This window comes from Agrobacterium sp. AGB01 (assembly GCF_014851585.1).
Lineage (GTDB): Bacteria > Pseudomonadota > Alphaproteobacteria > Rhizobiales > Rhizobiaceae > Agrobacterium.
Genome location: NZ_JACVAB010000002.1, coordinates 1 through 17,595 on the forward strand (window position 1 = coordinate 1; position 17,595 = coordinate 17,595).

Genomic DNA, 17,595 nt, shown 5'->3' on the forward strand with positions numbered 1-17,595 from the left:
TTGCGTTTAAGGCATTCAATAAACGAGAAAATTGCACAGCAATTTAATCGAAAAACGCCATAGATCGCTATAACGGTTTATGGCTTGCGACAAATCCCAAGGATTTGCGCTGGTACGGATAAACTGCCATGCAGTTTACCGAGGTAACGCGGGGTGGAGCAGCCCGGTAGCTCGTCAGGCTCATAACCTGAAGGCCGCAGGTTCAAATCCTGCCCCCGCAACCAAATCACCAAAACATTCCCCCAAAAAACAAAATCTCAAAACTAAAAGAAACCGCAGACCATTGGCGGCGCCTACGCGCCCGCGAAAATAACCCTTCTCAAGACACAACAACCAAGGCACGCCAACAGCTCCCCAATGCGGAAGTCAAAGCCTGGAAAAACCGCCGGCGACAAAACGATCAATAACCAATGGTAGACACGCCGCAAGAAAATCAAGGCGACGCCCGCAAAACATGCTCGCTCAGAAAATCCAAATAGGCGCGTACCCGGCCAGACAATGGTCCCGAACCACCATAGACACACCAGATAACCTCGACATCGCCTGGGTTATAATCGTCCAGAACAGACACAAGTCTGCCCGCTTCAATATCTTCCTCCACATGAAAACCGCCAACACGCCCCAAGCCTAAACCCTCAAGGCACAATCGGCGCATCGCCAATCCGCTGTTGACAGCCGCATTGCCTGAAATTGGAATACGGTAGACATCGTCAGATCCAGGATTTCTGAACGGCCACTCATTCAGACTTCGACTGAAGTTGAAACTGAAGCAGTTGTGGTGTGCGAGGTCTTGCGGCGTCTTGGGCATACCATGTTTGTCGATATAGGCCGGCGACGCGACGATGACCCGTGGCACTTCAAGCAGTTTGCGGGCCTTCAGGGAGGAATCCTGTAGGGCGCCCGAGCGGATGGCGATATCCGTTCGTTCCTCGATAAGGCTGATAACGCCGTCTGTCAGTGAAATATCGAGTTGAACTTCTGGGTATAGTTCAAGGAATTTTGGTGCGAGTGGCAGCAGATAACGTTCACCGAAAGCGAGTGTCGCATTCACACGCAGAAGTCCGCGGGGAACCGCTTTGCCGCCGCTGGTGATGATCTGTTCCGTCTCCTGTATGTCTGCCAAAATGCGTTTTGCTCTGGTCAGATAAATTTCGCCTTCTGGGGTCAGGGTGACGAGGCGAGTTGAGCGCAACAGCAGACGTGTCCCCAGACGGTCCTCAACACGGGTTACGAGTTTGCTGACGGCAGAAGGAGAGAGTTTTAGTTTACGTCCGGCGGCAGAAAAACTTCCCAGTTCGGCGGCCGCCACGAAGACCTCCATTTCGCCGGTACGGTTGTCCATGCGCACTACCTCATGAATTCAATTCAAAGGTATTTATCCATTATTGCCGATTATCAGGCAAGTCGTCTTCCTCCATATAGGGTGCATCAATCAGTCAGACGGACAGCAGTGCTGTCGTCAGCGCCCCCGATAGATTTCGAGGGGAAAGAGGAAGTCATCATGCCCTTGGCTATATTTGCTTTGACGATCGCAGCCTATGCGATCGGCACCACCGAGTTCGTGATTGTCGGATTGTTGCCGACAGTTGCGACGGATCTCAACATCTCATTGCCGCTGGCTGGTCTTATCGTCAGCGTTTATGCGCTTGGCGTGACCTTTGGTGCGCCGGTCCTGACGGCGTTGACTGGCAGGATAGAAAGAAAGCCGCTGCTGCTTGGCCTTATGGCGCTGTTTGTTGTTGGTAACGGGCTGGCGGCATTGTCATCCGGTTATGAGTTCCTTCTTGTGGCACGCGTACTGGCCGCTTTTGCGCATGGCGTTTTCTTCTCTGTTGGTGCGACCATCGCTGCAGATCTCGTGCCGGAGAACCGTCGTGCTTCGGCAATTGCCATGATGTTCATGGGCCTGACGGTTGCTATCGTCACCGGTGTTCCACTTGGTACATATATTGGTCAGGTTTTCGGCTGGCGCGCTACCTTCTGGGCGGTGTCGATGCTCGGTGTCATTGCTTTTCTGGCAATTGCGACACTTCTGCCAAATACGCTCAAAAAGGCAGCGCCTGCACGTTTGGTTGATCAGGTCCGCGTTCTCGGTTCAGGACGCCTGCTGATCGTCTTCGCCATGACCACTTTCGGATATGGCGGCACGTTTGTCGCCTTCACCTTCCTCGCGCCAATCCTGCAGCAAGTGACCGGCTTCTCCGCATACAGCGTCAGTCTTATTCTCGTGCTCTACGGTATCGCTATTGCTGCTGGTAATATTGGCGGCGGCAGGATTGCCAATCACAATCCGGTCAGAGCGCTTGTCGGTCTGTTCCTGGCGCAGGCAATCGTGCTTCTGGTGTTTTCCTTTACCGCTGTGTCGCCTGTTCTCACATTGGTGACGTTGGCTGCACTCGGTTTCCTGTCCTTTGCAAACGTACCAGGCTTGCAGCTTTATGTCGTGCAGTTGGCCAAAGAGCATCGGCCGGGAGCCGTTGATGTCGCCTCTGCACTCAATATTGCTGCCTTTAACCTCGGCATTGCCATCGGCGCGTGGCTGGGCGGTCTGGTGGTGGAATCGCCGCTCGGTCTTGTCGCTACGCCTTGGGTTGGTGCCATTCTTGTCGCCGTCGCCCTGCTTCTGACAATTTGGAGTGGTGCGCTCGACCGTCGTGCCGCGTCACCGGCGTTGAACATTGCCTGATCGTTATCAGCCCGGCCGATTTGCGGTCGAGCTTGCTAAACCGGCACTTGATGTCCAGCCGGTTCTCAAGTCCAATCATTCCCGGCGAAAATCGCTGCGGATTAATCAAGGAGTAAACCAATGCACACTGTTACCGCAAATGGGGCGACCATTCCCGCGCTCGGCTTTGGTACGTTTCGTGTTCCCGGCAGTGATGTCCTCAGGATTGTGCCGAAGGCGCTTAAGACCGGATTCCGCCATATCGACACTGCGCAGATTTATGGCAATGAAGCGGAAGTTGGCGAGGCCATCGCCGGTTCAGGCATCACGCGTGGCGATATCTTCCTGACCACAAAAGTCTGGGTCGACAAATACAAACGCGACGCATTTGTAACTTCCGTTGACGAAAGCCTGCAGAAGCTGAAAACCGACTATGTTGACCTGTTACTTCTCCATTGGCCAAACGACGCGGTTCCATTGGCTGAGCAGATCGGTGCGTTGAATGAGGTCAAGGAAGCCGGCAAGGTGCGTCATATCGGTGTATCCAACTTCAACACGGCTTTGATGGCGCAGTCCGTTTCACTTTCAAAGGCGCCGATCGTGACCAACCAGATTGAGTATCATCCGTATCTCAATCAGGATGTCGTGATCGCCGAAGCCAAAAAGTCCGGCATGTCGATTACCAGCTATTTTGCCATGGCGGATGGCAAGGTGCTTGCCGACCCGGTTCTGAAAGATATTGCTGCCAAACACGGCAAGTCGGTTGCTCAGGTCGTATTGCATTGGCTCGTCCAGCAGGACGGCGTTATTGCGCTTTCCAAGACGGTGACTGAAGCTCGTCTCGCCGAGAATGCAGCGATTTTTGACTTTGCCCTGTCTTCAGAGGAAATGGCGGCCATTCACGCGCTTTCCAAAGCAGACGGCCGTATCGTGTCCCCGGATGGCCTCGCGCCGGTTTGGGATGCTGCTGTCTGAAAAACAACAGGAGGAGCCTGTGCTCCTCCCCAAATGCCTTTTTACATTTGTCGATGGCGTTACTCGCGCGCGCCATCGGCAAGCTGCATCAGCCCCGGCATGTTGCAGACCAGAAGTTTCTGGCGGCCACCCTGCACAAGACCCTTGGATTCCCAGCTGCTAAGAATGCGCGACACCGTATGCAGTGTCGTTCCGGTCATCTCGGCAATATCCTGTCGGGATATCGGGAAATCGATCCGAATACCTTCGCTTTCCTTGCGCCCGGCCTGTTGTGACAGACGAAGCACGGCGTGGGCGACACGGCGCTCCACTTCCTGCGTGGACATTTCGCGAATACGCGTATGGGCTTCTTCCAGCCGCTGGCCGATGGTCTGCATGGCAGACACTGCCAGATAAGGGTTTTGCTCGACAAATTGTGGCCAAAGGTCTGTCTGCCAGGACAGAATAACGCTTTCAGCAGCGGTGGTCGCCGTGCCGGGATAGTCGGTTCTTTGAAGAGCCTTGGCAAAACCGAAGAGATCGCCTGGATGCACTACGCGTACAATGATCTGCTGGCCATCCTGCGTGACTTGGGTGACTTTCAACCGGCCATGAATCAGCAGGAAAAAATGGGATGCGGCCTGTCCCTGCTCAAAGATCGCTTCGCCGGGCGGCACAAGCCGGGAATTGGCATGGGACAGAAGCTTGTCGAGATCTTCGTCCAACATTTTACTGAACAAAGGCAAAGCCCGGATGACGCTGCGGTCAATCTTCACCAGATGTCCTCTCCAGACACCCTGTTTCCGCTTGTCTGCGGTAGTCGACGCTTCTGATCGAGCGGTGACGGCAGGATTAGTCTCGTTAAATATTTCCGTATTGTTTCGTCGCTGTCTTTAGCACGTGTCGAGGGTTGTGGAAAGGTTGTCGGGGTTGTTAAACCGACCAACCATGGTGGCGCAGCCGTGCTGCAAGTGGTGCATACCAACGTGTGTCTTTGACCAGCCGAAAGCCGAGATTATCCGGAGGTGCGCCCACCGCACAGCCGCCGCCCTTCGGATTGCGCACAAAACCGCTAAGCGCTGCACGGTGTTTACCCGAAGCAACCGGAATACCACATGAAGAGACGGCGCTCGTCACATTGCCGTTGGCATCCAGATTGACACGGCGACTGCAGGTCGCTGTCCATTCCCATATGTTGCCACCAAAATCCGACAGGCCATGCTCATTCTCGCCGAACGTGCCGTATGATTGCGGAACCGGATTGCTCGAGGCTTTACGGCTGGTCTGGCGTTCGTAGTCTGCCAGCCAGCGTGCGGCAGGGTTGGTCGAATCCGTATCGACATCCAGTTTTTCATCAGGAAAGATCGAGCCGGCAGCGAAAGCCAGTTGCGCGTCACTTGGCAAGGTCCAGACCTCGCCGGTGCGAGCACTCAGCCACGCAGCATAGGCTTTTGCATCGTCGTGGCTGATGCCAGTTGCCGGCGTTCTCACATCAAGTGCAACGGTAAAGCCAGGCTCTGGTGCAGCACAGGCACCATCCGTTACGCAACGGTTATAATCGCTGCCCGAGACCTGATATTTCATGATTGTCAGTGCACGGTTCATTGTCATGGTGCGCATTGGTGCGTCAACGGCGTAACCGTTTTTGAAATATTCGCCGTCTTCACGATAACTAAAAGTGCCCGTCGGAATGACAATGGTTTGTGGTGCGTCAACGCTCGCAACAGGTGTACTGTCTGAACCGATGATGCCCGCTTGGAGAGCTGCTGTTGCGGTCAGCACCGCGATAATTGACAGCGGAAGCGCAATCGAGAGAGCTTTCGATGCAGGTTTTAGACGAAGCGCGGTCATAGCAGTCTCCTTGCGCCATCAGTCGTGAATATGTGCAGCTTATATTCCGTACACCCACGGGGTGGGCCAGGGGGCCGGGCTGTTTCCGGTCCCTTGGCTCCTTGTCATGTTAGATGCTCGATGGTGCGAGAACCGCAGTCATCAGGTCGTCGTTCCAGTCACCAGTGACCTTGAAATGAGCAGCCGCGCCCAGTTCGAAGGCTTCGATGAGGTTGTGGTTCACATAGGCGTAAATGCCTGGCTGCTCGAAGGTGTAGAATGCTGCACCTGCCGTGCCGCCCGGAATGAACCAGGTTTCCTGATCGACGTCTGGAATGTTGCGGAATTTGCCGGTTGCCCAGACATAATCGCCGTGGCCACCGATCAAGTGTGGACGGGTATCACGGTTGGCCTGCGAGTGGACAATCAGCACCTTTTCGCCAACGGCTGCCTTCAGCGCGTTATCACCTGTCAGAGCACCGACTGCGCCGTTGAAGACGATATGGCTTGGGGTCAGCGTGCGCATGACTTCCAGCGTGTCGACCATGGCATCGCCAGCACTGTCATACTTCTTGAAGGCACCCTTCTCGTCACGGGGCACGTAGAAGTCTTGCTCACCGACATAATAGACGCGGTCATAGGCCAGTTCCTTACCGTGACCATCTGTCAGGCCGTCGCGTGGCAGAACCATGATGGCGCCATTCATGCCCGAGGTAACGTGCCAAGGCACCATGCCGGGAGGTGCGCAATGATAGACAAATACGCCAGCCTTGGTGGCCTTGAAGCGCAGGATTGCCTTCTCACCGGGGTTGACGATTGTCAGGCCGCCGCCACCAAGGGCGCCTGTTGCCGAGTGGAAGTCGATGTTGTGCTGAAGCTCGTTGGTGTCAGGGTTAATGAGCGTCAATTCAACATAGTCATTCTGGTGAACGACCATCAGTGGGCCGGGAACCGAGCCATTGAACGTCATGGCGTGAACTTCAGTACCCTTGTCATCCAGCACCATCTTCTTTTCTTCGATGGTCAGTGTGAACTCGACAATTTTTGGTCCGCCGACAGCTTTCTGGGTGTGTTCATGCACGAACGGTGGTTTCGCCAATTCCACTTTAACGCGCGTCAGCGCCGCAATCTCGGCGGGTGTCAAAGCCTTTTCAGCGGTCTTTGTTTCGCCTGCTGCATGCGCGGTCGCTGCGCCGATGACAGGTGCCATCGCACCAGCAAAAGCCGCACTAGCCAGTATGTTCCGGCGTGTGATGTTGAAGTTGTCAGTCATCGGGTTTCTCCTTCTCCGATAGGACAAGCCTTGCTTGGCCCTGTCGTGATCGTTTTTAGCTCAACTCGCGAATTACAATTTGAGATGGAACAAAGAGCCCGTTTTGACGGCTGCGACATTTTGGCTGGGGGTGTCGCGGTCTTTGCCTGTTCGCAAAGACGGGGTGGCCAGGGGTGGTTAGACAGATGTCAAGAATTCACCACGAAGGCTAATCCCAGGAGCAATATCATGAGCGGTACAGAAACAATCCGGCAAGACGGACATGCCCGTCCAAAGGACGGAGTTCCAAGAGGTTTGTCACGCACCGGACCGGTCATTTTTTCTTATGGTTTCCGCCCGTTCTTTCTGGCGGCGGCCATTTGGGCAATCGTCACCATGGTCTTGTGGATTTCCGCATTGAGCGGGTTCATCCAGATCGGCGGCGATTATGGCGCGCATAACTGGCACGCGCATGAAATGCTATTTGGTTTTGCCTCGGCTGTGCTTGCCGGGTTTTTGCTGACAGCCGTGCCGAACTGGACAGGCCGTTTACCGGTGTCCGGGTTGCCACTGGTGCTGCTGTTCGGGTTATGGTGTTTGGGACGGTTGATGTTCCTGGTGCCTAGCGTGTTTGGCATGACATCAGCTGCGGTGATCGATGGTCTGTTTCTTCCGGCCCTGCTTGCGATATGCGCAAGAGAAGTCATTGCCGGGCGCAAATGGAAAGACCTGAAGGTACTGGCGGGGCTGCTGGCGCTTTCAGCCGCCAATATCGTCTTTCATTATGCGGCGATCAGCGGTGATCACAGCCACGTTGCCACACGGCTTGCGGTTTCGGCCTATACGGTTCTGGTGATGATCGTCGGTGGACGTATCGTTCCAAGTTTTACCCGCAACTGGATCAACAAGTCTGGCCGTACCGATTTTCCTGTTCCTTATAATAACTTCGATACGGCGGCGATTTTAACGGGGGTTGCCGCCCTTGGTGGTTGGACCTTTGCACCGGAGAGCCCATTAACGGTCATTGTCGCTGTAATCGCCGGGTTCATGCATGCGGTCAGGCTTGTGCGCTGGCGCGGTTGGGCCACGTGGCCAGAGCAATTGCTGGTGGTTCTGCATGTGGCTTACGCCTTCATACCGCTCGGCTTTATGGCCATTGCGCTGGGTGCCTATGAGGTGATGGATGCCCGCTCGGTGCTGCATATCTTCACCGTCGGCGTTGTTGCCTGCATGATGCTGGCCGTGATGACGCGCGCCAGCCTTGGTCATACCGGTCGCAAACTCCATGCAACGAAGATGACGGTTGCCGCCTATTTGGCGCTGATTGGCAGCGCAGTACTGAGACCTGCCGCAGAGGCCTTCCCGAATGCCATGATGCACCTTCACGCCTGCTCGGGCGCCCTGTGGATCATCGGCTTTCTGTTGTTCTGCATAGAATTCGGGCCGATCCTGACACAGGAGCGCAAACCGCTGCGGACTTGACGGTTCGCAGCGGTTTTATCTTTCAGAATGAACCAAAGAAAATGCCCCGCTTGTTGTCACAGGCGGGGCATTTTGATGGAGGTATGCTTTGTTTCCGAGATTACGCTGTCAGTTCGGCGGCATGCCAACCCTGATGAACATACGGAATGCTGTGCGGCCTTCGTCGAAGTTTCCTGCCCATTGATGGCCATTCGACATCAGATCAGCATATAGAAAAACCGGTTCCTGCTGCATAACGGCAAAAATGACAGACCCCGGAGGGTGGCTCTTTGTGGCTTCCGTCAGCCGCTTGATTTGCAGTGGTGGAGCCAGTTCGACGAGATCAAGATATTCGCTGGGATCCGGCCATGCTTCCGGTTCCGCTGCATCATGGACCAGCGTTGGTGACACGGAGAGTTCTTCGCTTTTTTTATGCGGAATGAACTGGACCTCCCACTCACCATTGCCAAGCTCTTTTTCCAGATGATCGAACCCGCGGCGCGCCATGACATTGAACAATGGCACCGGGCGAAAGGTTGTCATGATCGTCAAACCTTCACCCGGAGCCAGCGATGCCACAGTCTCCATGATGGCGGGGAATGGTTCGATGCCACTGCGCAAAAGTGGACGCAAATCCAGTTCTTTCATGATGCCATTCATGGTTCACCTTTTATCTTTGAAACAGCTTTTGCCGATTTTTGCAGACGTCTAACATGCAGGCGGATTGCTCTTAATGGTTTGATCCACAGCAACAATCGCAGCCGGAATGTTCTTCGTCACTGCTTTCGCTCTCACCTGCCATACGATTGATGTCAAGGCGCCAGACTTCTGGACCCTGCTCGAGATATTCCCAGCCAAACTCGCCGGGGAAATTGGTGGCCAGCTGGTACAATAGTGGGCGCGGGTCATGATCGCTGGTGATCTGCAGCGACTGGCCGGCGGTCAATGCGCCTAGAGCACCAAAAATCTGCGGATGACGTTCATGGGGCGGAATGACCCTGACATCAATGTTGGTAACGGGCTGAGCTTCGGACATAATGTGTTTCCATCGCCGCAAAACAAGGACTGCTCATGCGTGCGGCTGCCGCTTGAGCAGCCCGGAAGCTACCTATTGTCACAGCGGGCAACGTTGACGCGGCTCAAATAAATCTGAAAATTGTCATGTATGCGCTTTTACGCAAAGAAGGGCGCATTCTTCACGGGCAGGATGCGGGCACATTTGTAACCGTAAAGGAGTGCCCCCATGCATCAGCCGCTTATCGAGAAATACGGTGAAGCGCGACTGCCGCGTTACACCAGTTATCCGACCGCGCCAGCCTTTTCGGCCACGATAGGTGCCGGAACATATTCGGACTGGATTACGGAAATTCCACTGCAGGACAAAGTCTCGCTTTATCTGCATATTCCGTTCTGCCGATCGATGTGCTGGTATTGCGGCTGTCACACCACGATCACCAGCCGCGACCACCCAATCCTTGATTACCTCGACGTCCTTCATGCGGAGATTGATCTGGTGCGGGCGCGTACATCTGGTCGCCTGAAGGTTGGCCATGTGCATTTTGGCGGTGGTACACCCACCATCATGCAGCCGGAGGAGTTCCTGCGGTTGATTGCATTGCTGGGCAAAAATTTCGCTTTTGACAGAACAACCGAGATGGCTGTCGAGATCGATCCCAGAACATTGACACCGGACATGGCGATTGCGCTGGGTGAGGGCGGTGTCAGGCGTGCAAGCCTTGGAGTGCAAAGCTTTGACCCTATCGTGCAAAAGGCCATCAACCGCATCCAAAGCGAAGAACAAACGCAGACCGCCGTCACGAGGTTAAGAGCTGCCCGCGTTCCGCGTATCAATTTTGACCTGATCTACGGCTTGCCACATCAAACCGTGGCGTCCTGTATTGCCACTGCCAAAGCTGCAATCAAAATGCGGCCGGACCGGTTTTCGGTGTTTGGCTATGCGCATATTCCCAGCTTCAAACAACATCAGAAACTGATTGATGAAAAAGTTTTGCCAGATGCCATGGCGCGGGCAGAGCAGGCAGATGCCATTGCCGCCACTCTCGAGCGGGCAGGTTATATCCGCATCGGTCTCGATCACTACGCTTTGCCCGGTGACGATATGGTGATTGCACAAAAGTCAGGACGTTTGCATCGCAATTTCCAGGGCTACACGACGGATGCCTGCCAGACTTTGATCGGTCTGGGCGCTTCCGCCATCGGACGCATGCCTGGTGGGTATGTGCAGAACGAAGTGCCACCCGGCATTTATGCGCGGCAGATTTCCAGCGGGCAGCTGGCGACCGTCAAGGGATATCGTTTGACCACCGAAGACCGGATGCGCGCCGATCTGATTGAACGGTTGATGTGCGATTTTCGCGCCGATGTGGCGGGGATTGCTGCGGGTCATGGTTTTGATGCTGCCATGTTGTTGGAGGACAATCGCCAACTCTCCATGCTGGAAGATGATGGCGTCGTTGACATCAGAGATGGCATCGTCAGCGTCAAACCGGATCAACGCTTCATTATTCGTGCCGTTGCGGCCTGTTTTGATGCCTATCTGCATTCATCGGGCCGCACACATAGCAAAGCGGCCTGATCCTTACTTCGCGAAGGCGTGTAAGATCGTCGGGAGGACATTCTACAAGGTAATGAAGACTGAAACAAAACAGCCCCGCTATTTGGCGGGGCTGTTATTTTGGTGGTATTTGCTGCGGTTAACCGGCCAAGCTGCGATAGATGGCAGGCAAGGCCGAGGGCAGTTTGGAAATCCTGTTGACGATGGCATAGCCATTCTTGGCAAAGATCGCCGGAATGTAGGACTGGGCTTGCCTGTCCACCGTCACACCAAACACGTTGACGCCGGAGCGCCTTGCCTCGGTGATGGCCCGGCGGCTATCTTCGATGGCAAACCGGCCTTCATAGTGGTCAACGTCGTTGGGTTTGCCGTCGGTCAGCAGCAACAGCAACTTGCGTCTGTCAGGGCGCTTGCGCAACTCCGCAGCCGCATGGCGAACCGCAGGGCCAATACGGGTGTAATAGCCAGGTTTCAGTGCGGAAATGCGTCGCTCCACCTTGTCGCCCATTGGCTCGTCAAAATCTTTTACCGTTTCCACCCGCACCCATGAGCGACGACGGGAGGTGAATGTCAGAATGGAGTGGCTGTCGCCGCAGGCCGACAGTCCGTTTGCCAACACCAGCAGGGCTTCTTTCTCGACATCCAGAACGCGGCGGTTGTCAAACCACGCATCAGTGGACAGCGACACATCGACAAGAATGGTGACGGCAAGATCATGAGCCTGCGGTCTGCTCATCATGTGAATGCGATCACTGCCTTGACCGCCGGCAGCCATGTCGCTTCGCACACGGACTACGGCATCCAGATCAAGATCGTTTCCGTCGATCTGGGCTTTGAGCATTTCATGGCGGGGACGCAGAACCTCGAATTGTCGTTTGACGCGGCGGATCAAGCTCTTGGTTTGTTCATCAGCTTCTGGCGGTATTTCCGAACCAGCGGCCGCCGAGGTAAGCACGCGGCAATGGTTGGGCAGATAGGTGCCGCTTCGATAATCCCATTCCGGATAGGTCAGATCTGCCGCCAACGGGGTGCGATCCAGTGCTTCCGGTGGAAGGTCAAGATCGAAACGGAAGCGGGCGGATGGTCTGCCCTTGCGTTCGCCAAGCGTCATCTCGTCGAGTTCATCGGCGGCGCTGGTGTCATTATCGTCACTATCGTCGCCGGGGCGATCGACATTGACCATTTCTGCCATGGCCAGGATCTTTTCGAACCGGTTGAGAATGAACGGGCTGCGTTCGGTCTGGCGATTTTCGGCCTTTTCTCGGACCGCAATGTGCCGGGCGGTTGGTGCACCGTTTGGCCGGGCACCACTGGCCGGCTGGTCTTCATTGTCGCGCGGTTCGGAGGCTTCCCGCAGCAGCGTATCTGGCCACAAAGGTACCGGCAGCATCGGCAGATAACCAGGCGGTGCCTTGTATGGGAACTTGAACGGCTCGACCGGCGCATGGTGTTCGGCACCATTTGCCAGCATCGCCAGAATACGGTTTTCAACCTGCTGCTCGACCTTGGGAAGTGGTCTTTTCTGACGCACGGCAAGGATGGCAGCACACAGGCGACGATAACGGCTTTTCATGCCGGGAAAGGCTTCCATGACATGGTCAGCCAACTTTGATGCCCGATCAAGCCGGGTGAGATCGTTCAGCAGCAAATCGTCTGATGGTAACTGGTCGAGCGGTAGGCAAGCCATCGCCGCTGCAAGCCAGACATAGAGGTCACGGTTAAGTCCTTCGTCCGGGAACAGGTCGATGACTGGAGGCAACATCAACGTGGCGTGGTCACGGCCCGGCTGGGCCAACTTTTCCTCACCGAGTCCCATGCGTTGGCGCAAACGCAAGCGGTGGGTGGACGTGCGGGCACGGGTCGGCGCGATCTGCACCGCCCGCTCACCGCCAAAACCGCGAAAGCACACAGCCAGCACCGTTTGCACATCGTCCAGTTTGACGGCATGTTCAGGAAAACGCAGCCATGTTGCCGTTCCGCCAATCAGGCGATGCCATGCACGGCCAACGGTTTCTTCCAGTTCCAGAAAATCCAGCATCGAACTATCCTTGCCGCATCGGCGCGAAATCCGGTTTCGAATTTCGCAATGACGATACGTAGCTTCAGTGTGTCGGGGGGCCTTTTGCACCGTGTAAGGCGCAAAGTGCCTTAGCGGATCATTGCGTCCGCGATCTCGAAGAGGGCTGCCTTGACATCCTGCTCATCGGTCAGCGGTTCGATCATGGCTGCGCGGACGGCGTCACGATTGCTCATGCCGGCATCGATCAGGCTGGCGCAATAAACGACGAGGCGGGTCGAGACACCTTCTTCAAGGTCATGGCCTTTCAGGGTGCGCAGACGCTGCGCCAGATTGACCAGCGGTTCGATGTCAGATTCCTCAAGGCCACTTTCCTTCGAAACAACTGCTATTTCCTGGTCCTTCGGCAAAAAGTCGAATTCAATGGCGACAAAACGCTGCCGGGTGCTGGGTTTCAGGCTTTTCAGCAGGTTCTGGTAACCGGGGTTGTAGGACACTACCAGCATGAAGCCGGGAGGTGCGTCCAGCACTTCGCCGGTGCGTTCCAGCGGCAGAATACGCCGGTCATCGGTCAGCGGGTGAAGCACGACGGCGACATCCTTGCGGGCTTCAACAATTTCGTCGAGGTAGCAAACGCCGCCTTGACGAACCGCTCTGGTTAGCGGGCCATCCGTCCAGACCGTATCGCCACCTTTTAGCAGGTAACGGCCCGTCAGATCGGCAGCAGCCAGATCGTCATGGCATGAGACGGTGGAGAGCGGCAGTCCGAGCTTGGCGGCCATATGGCTGACAAAGCGGGTTTTGCCGCAACCGGTTGGACCTTTCAGAAGCAGCGGCAGTTGCCGGGTCCATGCTCTTTCAAACAGCTGGCACTCATTGCCGGAAGGGCTGTAGAAAGGAATTTCCGTGGTGGTCTTTGGTCCGTCCCTGAAGATCGTGTTCATGTTTTTCTCTCCATGAGATTTTGAAAAGGGAAGCGCCGGCCCCTGGGGTATAAGGGCCGGCGCGTTTCTCATTCGGCAGGCTGCACTGCACGGGTGACGTCACTCCGTCGTTCCTTGCCGGGCACCAGGACTGCCCAGGTGAACATGAGAGCCGAAATGAGAACTCCAGCGCCCGTCGCCAGGCGTATCCAGTAAAACAGCGACAGCTGTTCCTGCACGTCCATGTAATTGTCGCCGAGCACGCGCTGCAGGTGCACCTGCACAACACCGGCAAAGGTCAGGGCAAAGGTCATCAGGAACATGGCTGTGCACATGATCCAGCAACTGGCCATTGACAGCATCTGGTTATACGGCGCGCGCTTGCGCATTTCCGGCATGGCATAGGCCATCATGGCGAGGTTCAGCATCACATAGGCGCCAAAGAAGGCGAGGTGGCCGTGCGCGGCGGTGATCTGCGTGCCGTGGGTGTAATAGTTGACCCATGACAGCGTGTTGAGGAAGCCCCAGACGCCAGCCCCGAAAAATGCCATGACCGAGCAACCGATCGACCACAACAGGGCGGCGCGGTTGTCGTGCTTGCGTCCGGCCTTCCAGGTCATCATGAAAGTAAAGATGACCATGGTGAAGAACGGTGCGACTTCCAGCGTCGAGAACAGTGAACCGATCCACTGCCAGTATCCGGGAGCGCCGATCCAGTAGAAGTGGTGGCCGGTGCCGAGAATACCTGAGAACAGTGCCAGGCCGACAATGACGTAGAGCCACTTCTCAACCACTTCGCGGTCAATGCCATTGAGCTTGATCATCAGGAAGGCAAGGATCGAGGCCATGATCAGTTCCCACACACCTTCAACCCAGAGATGGATGACGTACCACCAGTACATCTTGTCGAGTGCCAGATTGACCGGGTTGTAAAAGGCAAACAGGAAGAAGATCGCCAAACCCCAAAGGCCAAATAGCAGGATGTTGATGACGGTGGTCTTGCGGCCTTTCAAAGCTGTCATGGTGATGTTGAACAGGAACATCAGCACGACGATGACAATGCCGACCTTGATGGCAAAGGGCTGTTCCAGGAACTCGCGTCCTTCATGGATGCGGAACAGGTAACCGACCACGGCAACAGCGGCGGCGACGAGGAACAGCCAGAACTGGATGATCGCCAGTTTCGGGCTGTAAAGCTCGGTTTCTGTCTCTTCCGGCAGCAGGTAGTAAGTCGAGCCCATGAAACCCATCAACAGCCAGACAACAAGGGCGTTGGTGTGGATCATGCGGACGATGTTAAAGGGTAAAAGCTCGGACAGCGTGTTGGGCACCACGTAGATTGTCGCTGCAAACACACCGAATATGACCTGCGCTATGAACAGGCCAATGGCGCCATAGAAGTAAAGCATGGCGACTTTTTGCGTCTGGTATTTCATGTCTTCTCTCCTTGCCTCACATCTCACCCGGCATCATTCGGTGGCCAGTTCTGGGTCTTGATGCGGCTTGCCCACTCAAGGAAGTCGACAAGATCATCAAGTTCCTGATCGGTCAGGTTGAACTGGGGCATCTGACGTCTGCCTTCGATGCCGGTCGGCTGTGCCGCCATCCATCCCTTGATGGAATCGCGTGCGGACTCCTTGTCCTCAACGCCGCCGTAACGCTTCCAGACATTGCCGAGTTCTGGTGCGAAATAGGCACCTTCGCCGAGCAGAGTGTGACAGTTGATGCAGGAGTTTTTCTCCCAGACATGTTTGCCGCGGGCGACACTTGCCGTCAGCGTGCTTTCATCCGTAGAAACGGTGCGCATGTAATAATGGCTGTGGGCGGTAAGCCCGACGAATATCGCAAAGAAGAATATGGAGCCGCCATAAAAGACGTTGCGCGCTCCTGTCTTGGTCAGGCGTTCTGCCATGCCATGGTCCTTTCCATTCCGGGGAACCGCCAGCGCGGACCGGCTTGATCGAACCCTTTTCCGGGGTGTTTGGCTGTTGGGCGGCGCACTGCGGTAGGGCTGGGACCTTTCTAGAGGCTGGGGCAGAGCCGTCTTTGCCATTTGGCAAACAACAGGCACGCTATCGGCCCCAAGTTGCGTTCAAAGATGGTAGACGCCCTGCAGAACAGCGCGCAGCAGCGCTGCTGAAGCAAAAAGCACAGGCCATGCCAGCAGAGCATTGCGCAAAAGACCCGGCTCGCCGCCAAGGCCCAGAAACTCATCGATAATGCGTCGGGATTTTAACAGCGAAAACAGCAGCACCAGGCACGCAGCAGCAAGTGCTGGCATGTAACCAGCCTGTCTTGCCGTCACCACGGCCATGCCCGCCAGCACCAGAATGCAAAGAATGACAAAGGTTTTGCGCAGTTGTGAAGATGTACGATCGAGCATGGGTCTATACCAGATAGATAATGGGGAAAATGACGATCCAGACAAGATCGATGATGTGCCAGATGGTCGTGACCAGCGTGACGTTTTCGTCTTTCGGTTTCACGGCAACGATCAGCAGCAGTCCTGCAACAAAGATGACGTGGAAAAGATGAAAGCCGGTGAGCATGAAATACAGCTCGTAAAAAGTGCCGTAGGCCGCATCTGATGCGAAGGCGATTTCGGTGCTGTATTCGTAGAGCTTCAATGCGGTGAAGACGAAACCCAGCAGGGCCGCCAAAATCAGCGCCCGCCTTCTCACCTGCAGCGAGCTATTGCGACGGGCGGCGATGGCTGCCTGCCAACCGCTACCCAGCAGTACCAGTGTATTGAAGCCCGCAATTTGCGGCCGCAAATGGCCTCTTGCTGCGATAAATCCGTCTTCGTTCAGGGCAAAGGCAATCAGAAATGCCGCCAGCAATGCCCCGAATACAATCAACTCACTCCATACCAGAATCCACATCAGCAGATTGCCGTTGTCCTCGTCTTTTGCCGCCATGACCTCATCCATATTTGCCGAATAGCAAATCAGGCATAGGCGGGTGCACAATGTGCTTCTTTGCTGCTGATCAAAGAACGCCGTCAGTAAAAGCTTATGGTCATGACAAAGCGCAATTACCATTTGATGGAGCATAAGCATGAACGACGCTCAGGTCGGACTCATTGTCGCAACGCCTATTATTATCGGCTTTTCTATCCTTCTTTACCGAATGGGGGTGTTACAGGGACCGGGCACCATTTCGGCCGTGCTGGCCTCTGCTGCCATAGCAACCGTGCTGTTTCTGGGGCAGTGACAAAACAAGCGAGGATCCTGCCGTGATAGAACTTTTAGCCGCACTGGCATTGTTCGTTGCCCTACATTCTATCCCTGCCGTGCCATCGGTGCGCAGCAAGCTGGTTGCAGCCATGGGCAGGCCTTCATATTTCGGTGTCTATTCTCTGGTGTCGCTGGCGGCCCTTGGCTGGGTTTTCCACGCGGCCCTGATGGTGGACTATATTCCCCTGTGGGACACCGCGCCCTGGCAAGCGCATATGACATTTCTTGCTGCGCCACTTGGGGTGTTTTTTGTTCTTGCTGGCCTGTGCAGCGTTAACCCGCTGTCCATCTCGGTGCGGCAGGGAGAGAAAGCCGGGGCGATCGTCACTATTACCCGGCATCCGGTTTTATGGGGTTTTCTGTTCTGGTCAGCAGGGCATCTCGTTCCCAATGGTGACCTGCGGTCGCTGATCCTGTTTGGCGGTTTTGCCCTGTTTTCGCTCGGCGGAATTCCGATGATTGAAAAACGCGTCCGCAAGAGATTGGGATCTGGCTGGGCTGAGGCGACAGCCCGTACCTCATCCATTCCTTTTGCGGCTTTGTTGTCCGGCAAGGTGAGACCAGCCTTTGATGCACCAATGCTGGTTGCTGCCGCTTTGACGGGACTTATCACATGGTGGTTGCTGGCTGGCGGTCACGCCGCGCTTTTCGGTGCCGACCCGATGCTTTACATGTAATCGCA

18 protein-coding genes and 1 tRNA gene are annotated in these 17,595 nt (G+C 55.5%); 7 read left to right on the forward strand and 12 right to left on the reverse strand.

Going from position 1 to position 17,595, the window contains the following annotated elements:
- Positions 1 to 147 precede the first annotated feature (147 nt).
- Positions 148 to 224: transfer RNA gene (locus IB237_RS06825), tRNA-Met, on the forward strand.
- A 209-nt stretch (positions 225 to 433) separates the two neighbouring features.
- Here IB237_RS06825 and IB237_RS06830 read toward each other — a convergent pair.
- The gene (locus IB237_RS06830; RefSeq protein WP_192487908.1) at positions 434 to 1,342 is read right to left on the reverse strand and encodes a LysR family transcriptional regulator; all 909 of its coding nucleotides are present in this window, start codon (positions 1,340 to 1,342) and stop codon (positions 434 to 436) included.
- 159 nt (positions 1,343 to 1,501) lie between these two features.
- Between IB237_RS06830 and IB237_RS06835 the strand changes: the two genes are divergently transcribed.
- The gene (locus IB237_RS06835) at positions 1,502 to 2,686 is read left to right on the forward strand and encodes an MFS transporter (protein ID WP_192487909.1); all 1,185 of its coding nucleotides are present in this window, start codon (positions 1,502 to 1,504) and stop codon (positions 2,684 to 2,686) included.
- A 120-nt stretch (positions 2,687 to 2,806) separates the two neighbouring features.
- Positions 2,807 to 3,640, forward strand: coding sequence for an aldo/keto reductase (locus tag IB237_RS06840; RefSeq protein ID WP_192487910.1), 834 nt, complete (start codon positions 2,807 to 2,809; stop codon positions 3,638 to 3,640).
- 59 nt (positions 3,641 to 3,699) lie between these two features.
- On the opposite strand, the gene IB237_RS06845 is transcribed toward IB237_RS06840, so the two are convergent.
- The 3 genes from IB237_RS06845 to nirK all read right to left on the reverse strand — a co-directional run bounded on the left by IB237_RS06845 (position 3,700) and on the right by nirK (position 6,722).
- Entirely contained in the window at positions 3,700 to 4,395 is a 696-nt protein-coding gene (locus IB237_RS06845; RefSeq protein WP_192487911.1) for a Crp/Fnr family transcriptional regulator, read from the reverse strand.
- 157 nt (positions 4,396 to 4,552) lie between these two features.
- Positions 4,553 to 5,470 carry an SUMF1/EgtB/PvdO family nonheme iron enzyme gene (locus tag IB237_RS06850; RefSeq protein WP_192487912.1) on the reverse strand — a complete coding sequence of 306 codons (918 nt, stop codon included), beginning with the start codon at positions 5,468 to 5,470 and terminating at the stop codon, positions 4,553 to 4,555.
- A 109-nt stretch (positions 5,471 to 5,579) separates the two neighbouring features.
- Entirely contained in the window at positions 5,580 to 6,722 is a 1,143-nt protein-coding gene (nirK, locus tag IB237_RS06855; protein WP_192487913.1) for a copper-containing nitrite reductase, read from the reverse strand.
- A gap of 228 nt (positions 6,723 to 6,950) precedes the next feature.
- Here nirK and IB237_RS06860 point away from each other — a divergent pair, with 228 nt between their 5' ends.
- Positions 6,951 to 8,183, forward strand: a complete 1,233-nt coding sequence (locus IB237_RS06860; RefSeq protein ID WP_192487914.1) for an NnrS family protein — start codon at positions 6,951 to 6,953, stop codon at positions 8,181 to 8,183.
- A gap of 108 nt (positions 8,184 to 8,291) precedes the next feature.
- On the opposite strand, the gene IB237_RS06865 is transcribed toward IB237_RS06860, so the two are convergent.
- Entirely contained in the window at positions 8,292 to 8,822 is a 531-nt protein-coding gene (locus IB237_RS06865; protein ID WP_192487915.1) for a DUF2249 domain-containing protein, read from the reverse strand.
- 70 nt (positions 8,823 to 8,892) lie between these two features.
- Entirely contained in the window at positions 8,893 to 9,198 is a 306-nt protein-coding gene (locus tag IB237_RS06870; protein WP_192487916.1) for a DUF2249 domain-containing protein, read from the reverse strand.
- A gap of 207 nt (positions 9,199 to 9,405) precedes the next feature.
- Between IB237_RS06870 and hemN the strand changes: the two genes are divergently transcribed.
- Positions 9,406 to 10,758: an oxygen-independent coproporphyrinogen III oxidase gene (hemN, locus tag IB237_RS06875; protein ID WP_192487917.1), complete on the forward strand. Its 1,353-nt coding sequence runs from the start codon at positions 9,406 to 9,408 to the stop codon at positions 10,756 to 10,758.
- 118 nt (positions 10,759 to 10,876) lie between these two features.
- Here the strand turns inward: hemN and IB237_RS06880 are convergent, their stop codons facing one another.
- From IB237_RS06880 to IB237_RS06905, 6 genes are all read right to left on the reverse strand, one after another.
- The gene (locus IB237_RS06880) at positions 10,877 to 12,775 is read right to left on the reverse strand and encodes a nitric oxide reductase activation protein NorD (protein ID WP_192487918.1); all 1,899 of its coding nucleotides are present in this window, start codon (positions 12,773 to 12,775) and stop codon (positions 10,877 to 10,879) included.
- Positions 12,776 to 12,885: 110 nt separating this feature from the next.
- A complete protein-coding gene (locus tag IB237_RS06885; protein ID WP_192487919.1) occupies positions 12,886 to 13,698 on the reverse strand; it encodes a CbbQ/NirQ/NorQ/GpvN family protein in 813 nt (270 codons plus the stop codon).
- A gap of 68 nt (positions 13,699 to 13,766) precedes the next feature.
- Positions 13,767 to 15,113, reverse strand: a complete 1,347-nt coding sequence (locus IB237_RS06890; protein ID WP_192487920.1) for a cbb3-type cytochrome c oxidase subunit I — start codon at positions 15,111 to 15,113, stop codon at positions 13,767 to 13,769.
- Between the two features lie 23 nt (positions 15,114 to 15,136).
- Positions 15,137 to 15,589, reverse strand: coding sequence for a cytochrome c (locus IB237_RS06895; protein ID WP_192487921.1), 453 nt, complete (start codon positions 15,587 to 15,589; stop codon positions 15,137 to 15,139).
- Positions 15,590 to 15,769: 180 nt separating this feature from the next.
- A complete protein-coding gene (locus IB237_RS06900; RefSeq protein ID WP_192487922.1) occupies positions 15,770 to 16,060 on the reverse strand; it encodes a cytochrome C oxidase subunit IV family protein in 291 nt (96 codons plus the stop codon).
- Positions 16,061 to 16,064: 4 nt separating this feature from the next.
- Positions 16,065 to 16,595 (reverse strand): cytochrome c oxidase subunit 3, encoded by a 531-nt coding sequence (locus tag IB237_RS06905; protein ID WP_246787735.1) that lies wholly within the window; start codon positions 16,593 to 16,595, stop codon positions 16,065 to 16,067.
- Between the two features lie 139 nt (positions 16,596 to 16,734).
- On the opposite strand from IB237_RS06905, the gene IB237_RS06910 reads away from it, so the two are divergent.
- Together IB237_RS06910 and IB237_RS06915 are read left to right on the forward strand one after the other, a co-directional pair.
- Positions 16,735 to 16,890 (forward strand): hypothetical protein, encoded by a 156-nt coding sequence (locus IB237_RS06910; RefSeq protein ID WP_192487924.1) that lies wholly within the window; start codon positions 16,735 to 16,737, stop codon positions 16,888 to 16,890.
- A 22-nt stretch (positions 16,891 to 16,912) separates the two neighbouring features.
- Positions 16,913 to 17,590 (forward strand): NnrU family protein, encoded by a 678-nt coding sequence (locus tag IB237_RS06915; RefSeq protein WP_192487925.1) that lies wholly within the window; start codon positions 16,913 to 16,915, stop codon positions 17,588 to 17,590.
- The last annotated feature ends 5 nt before the right edge of the window (positions 17,591 to 17,595 follow it).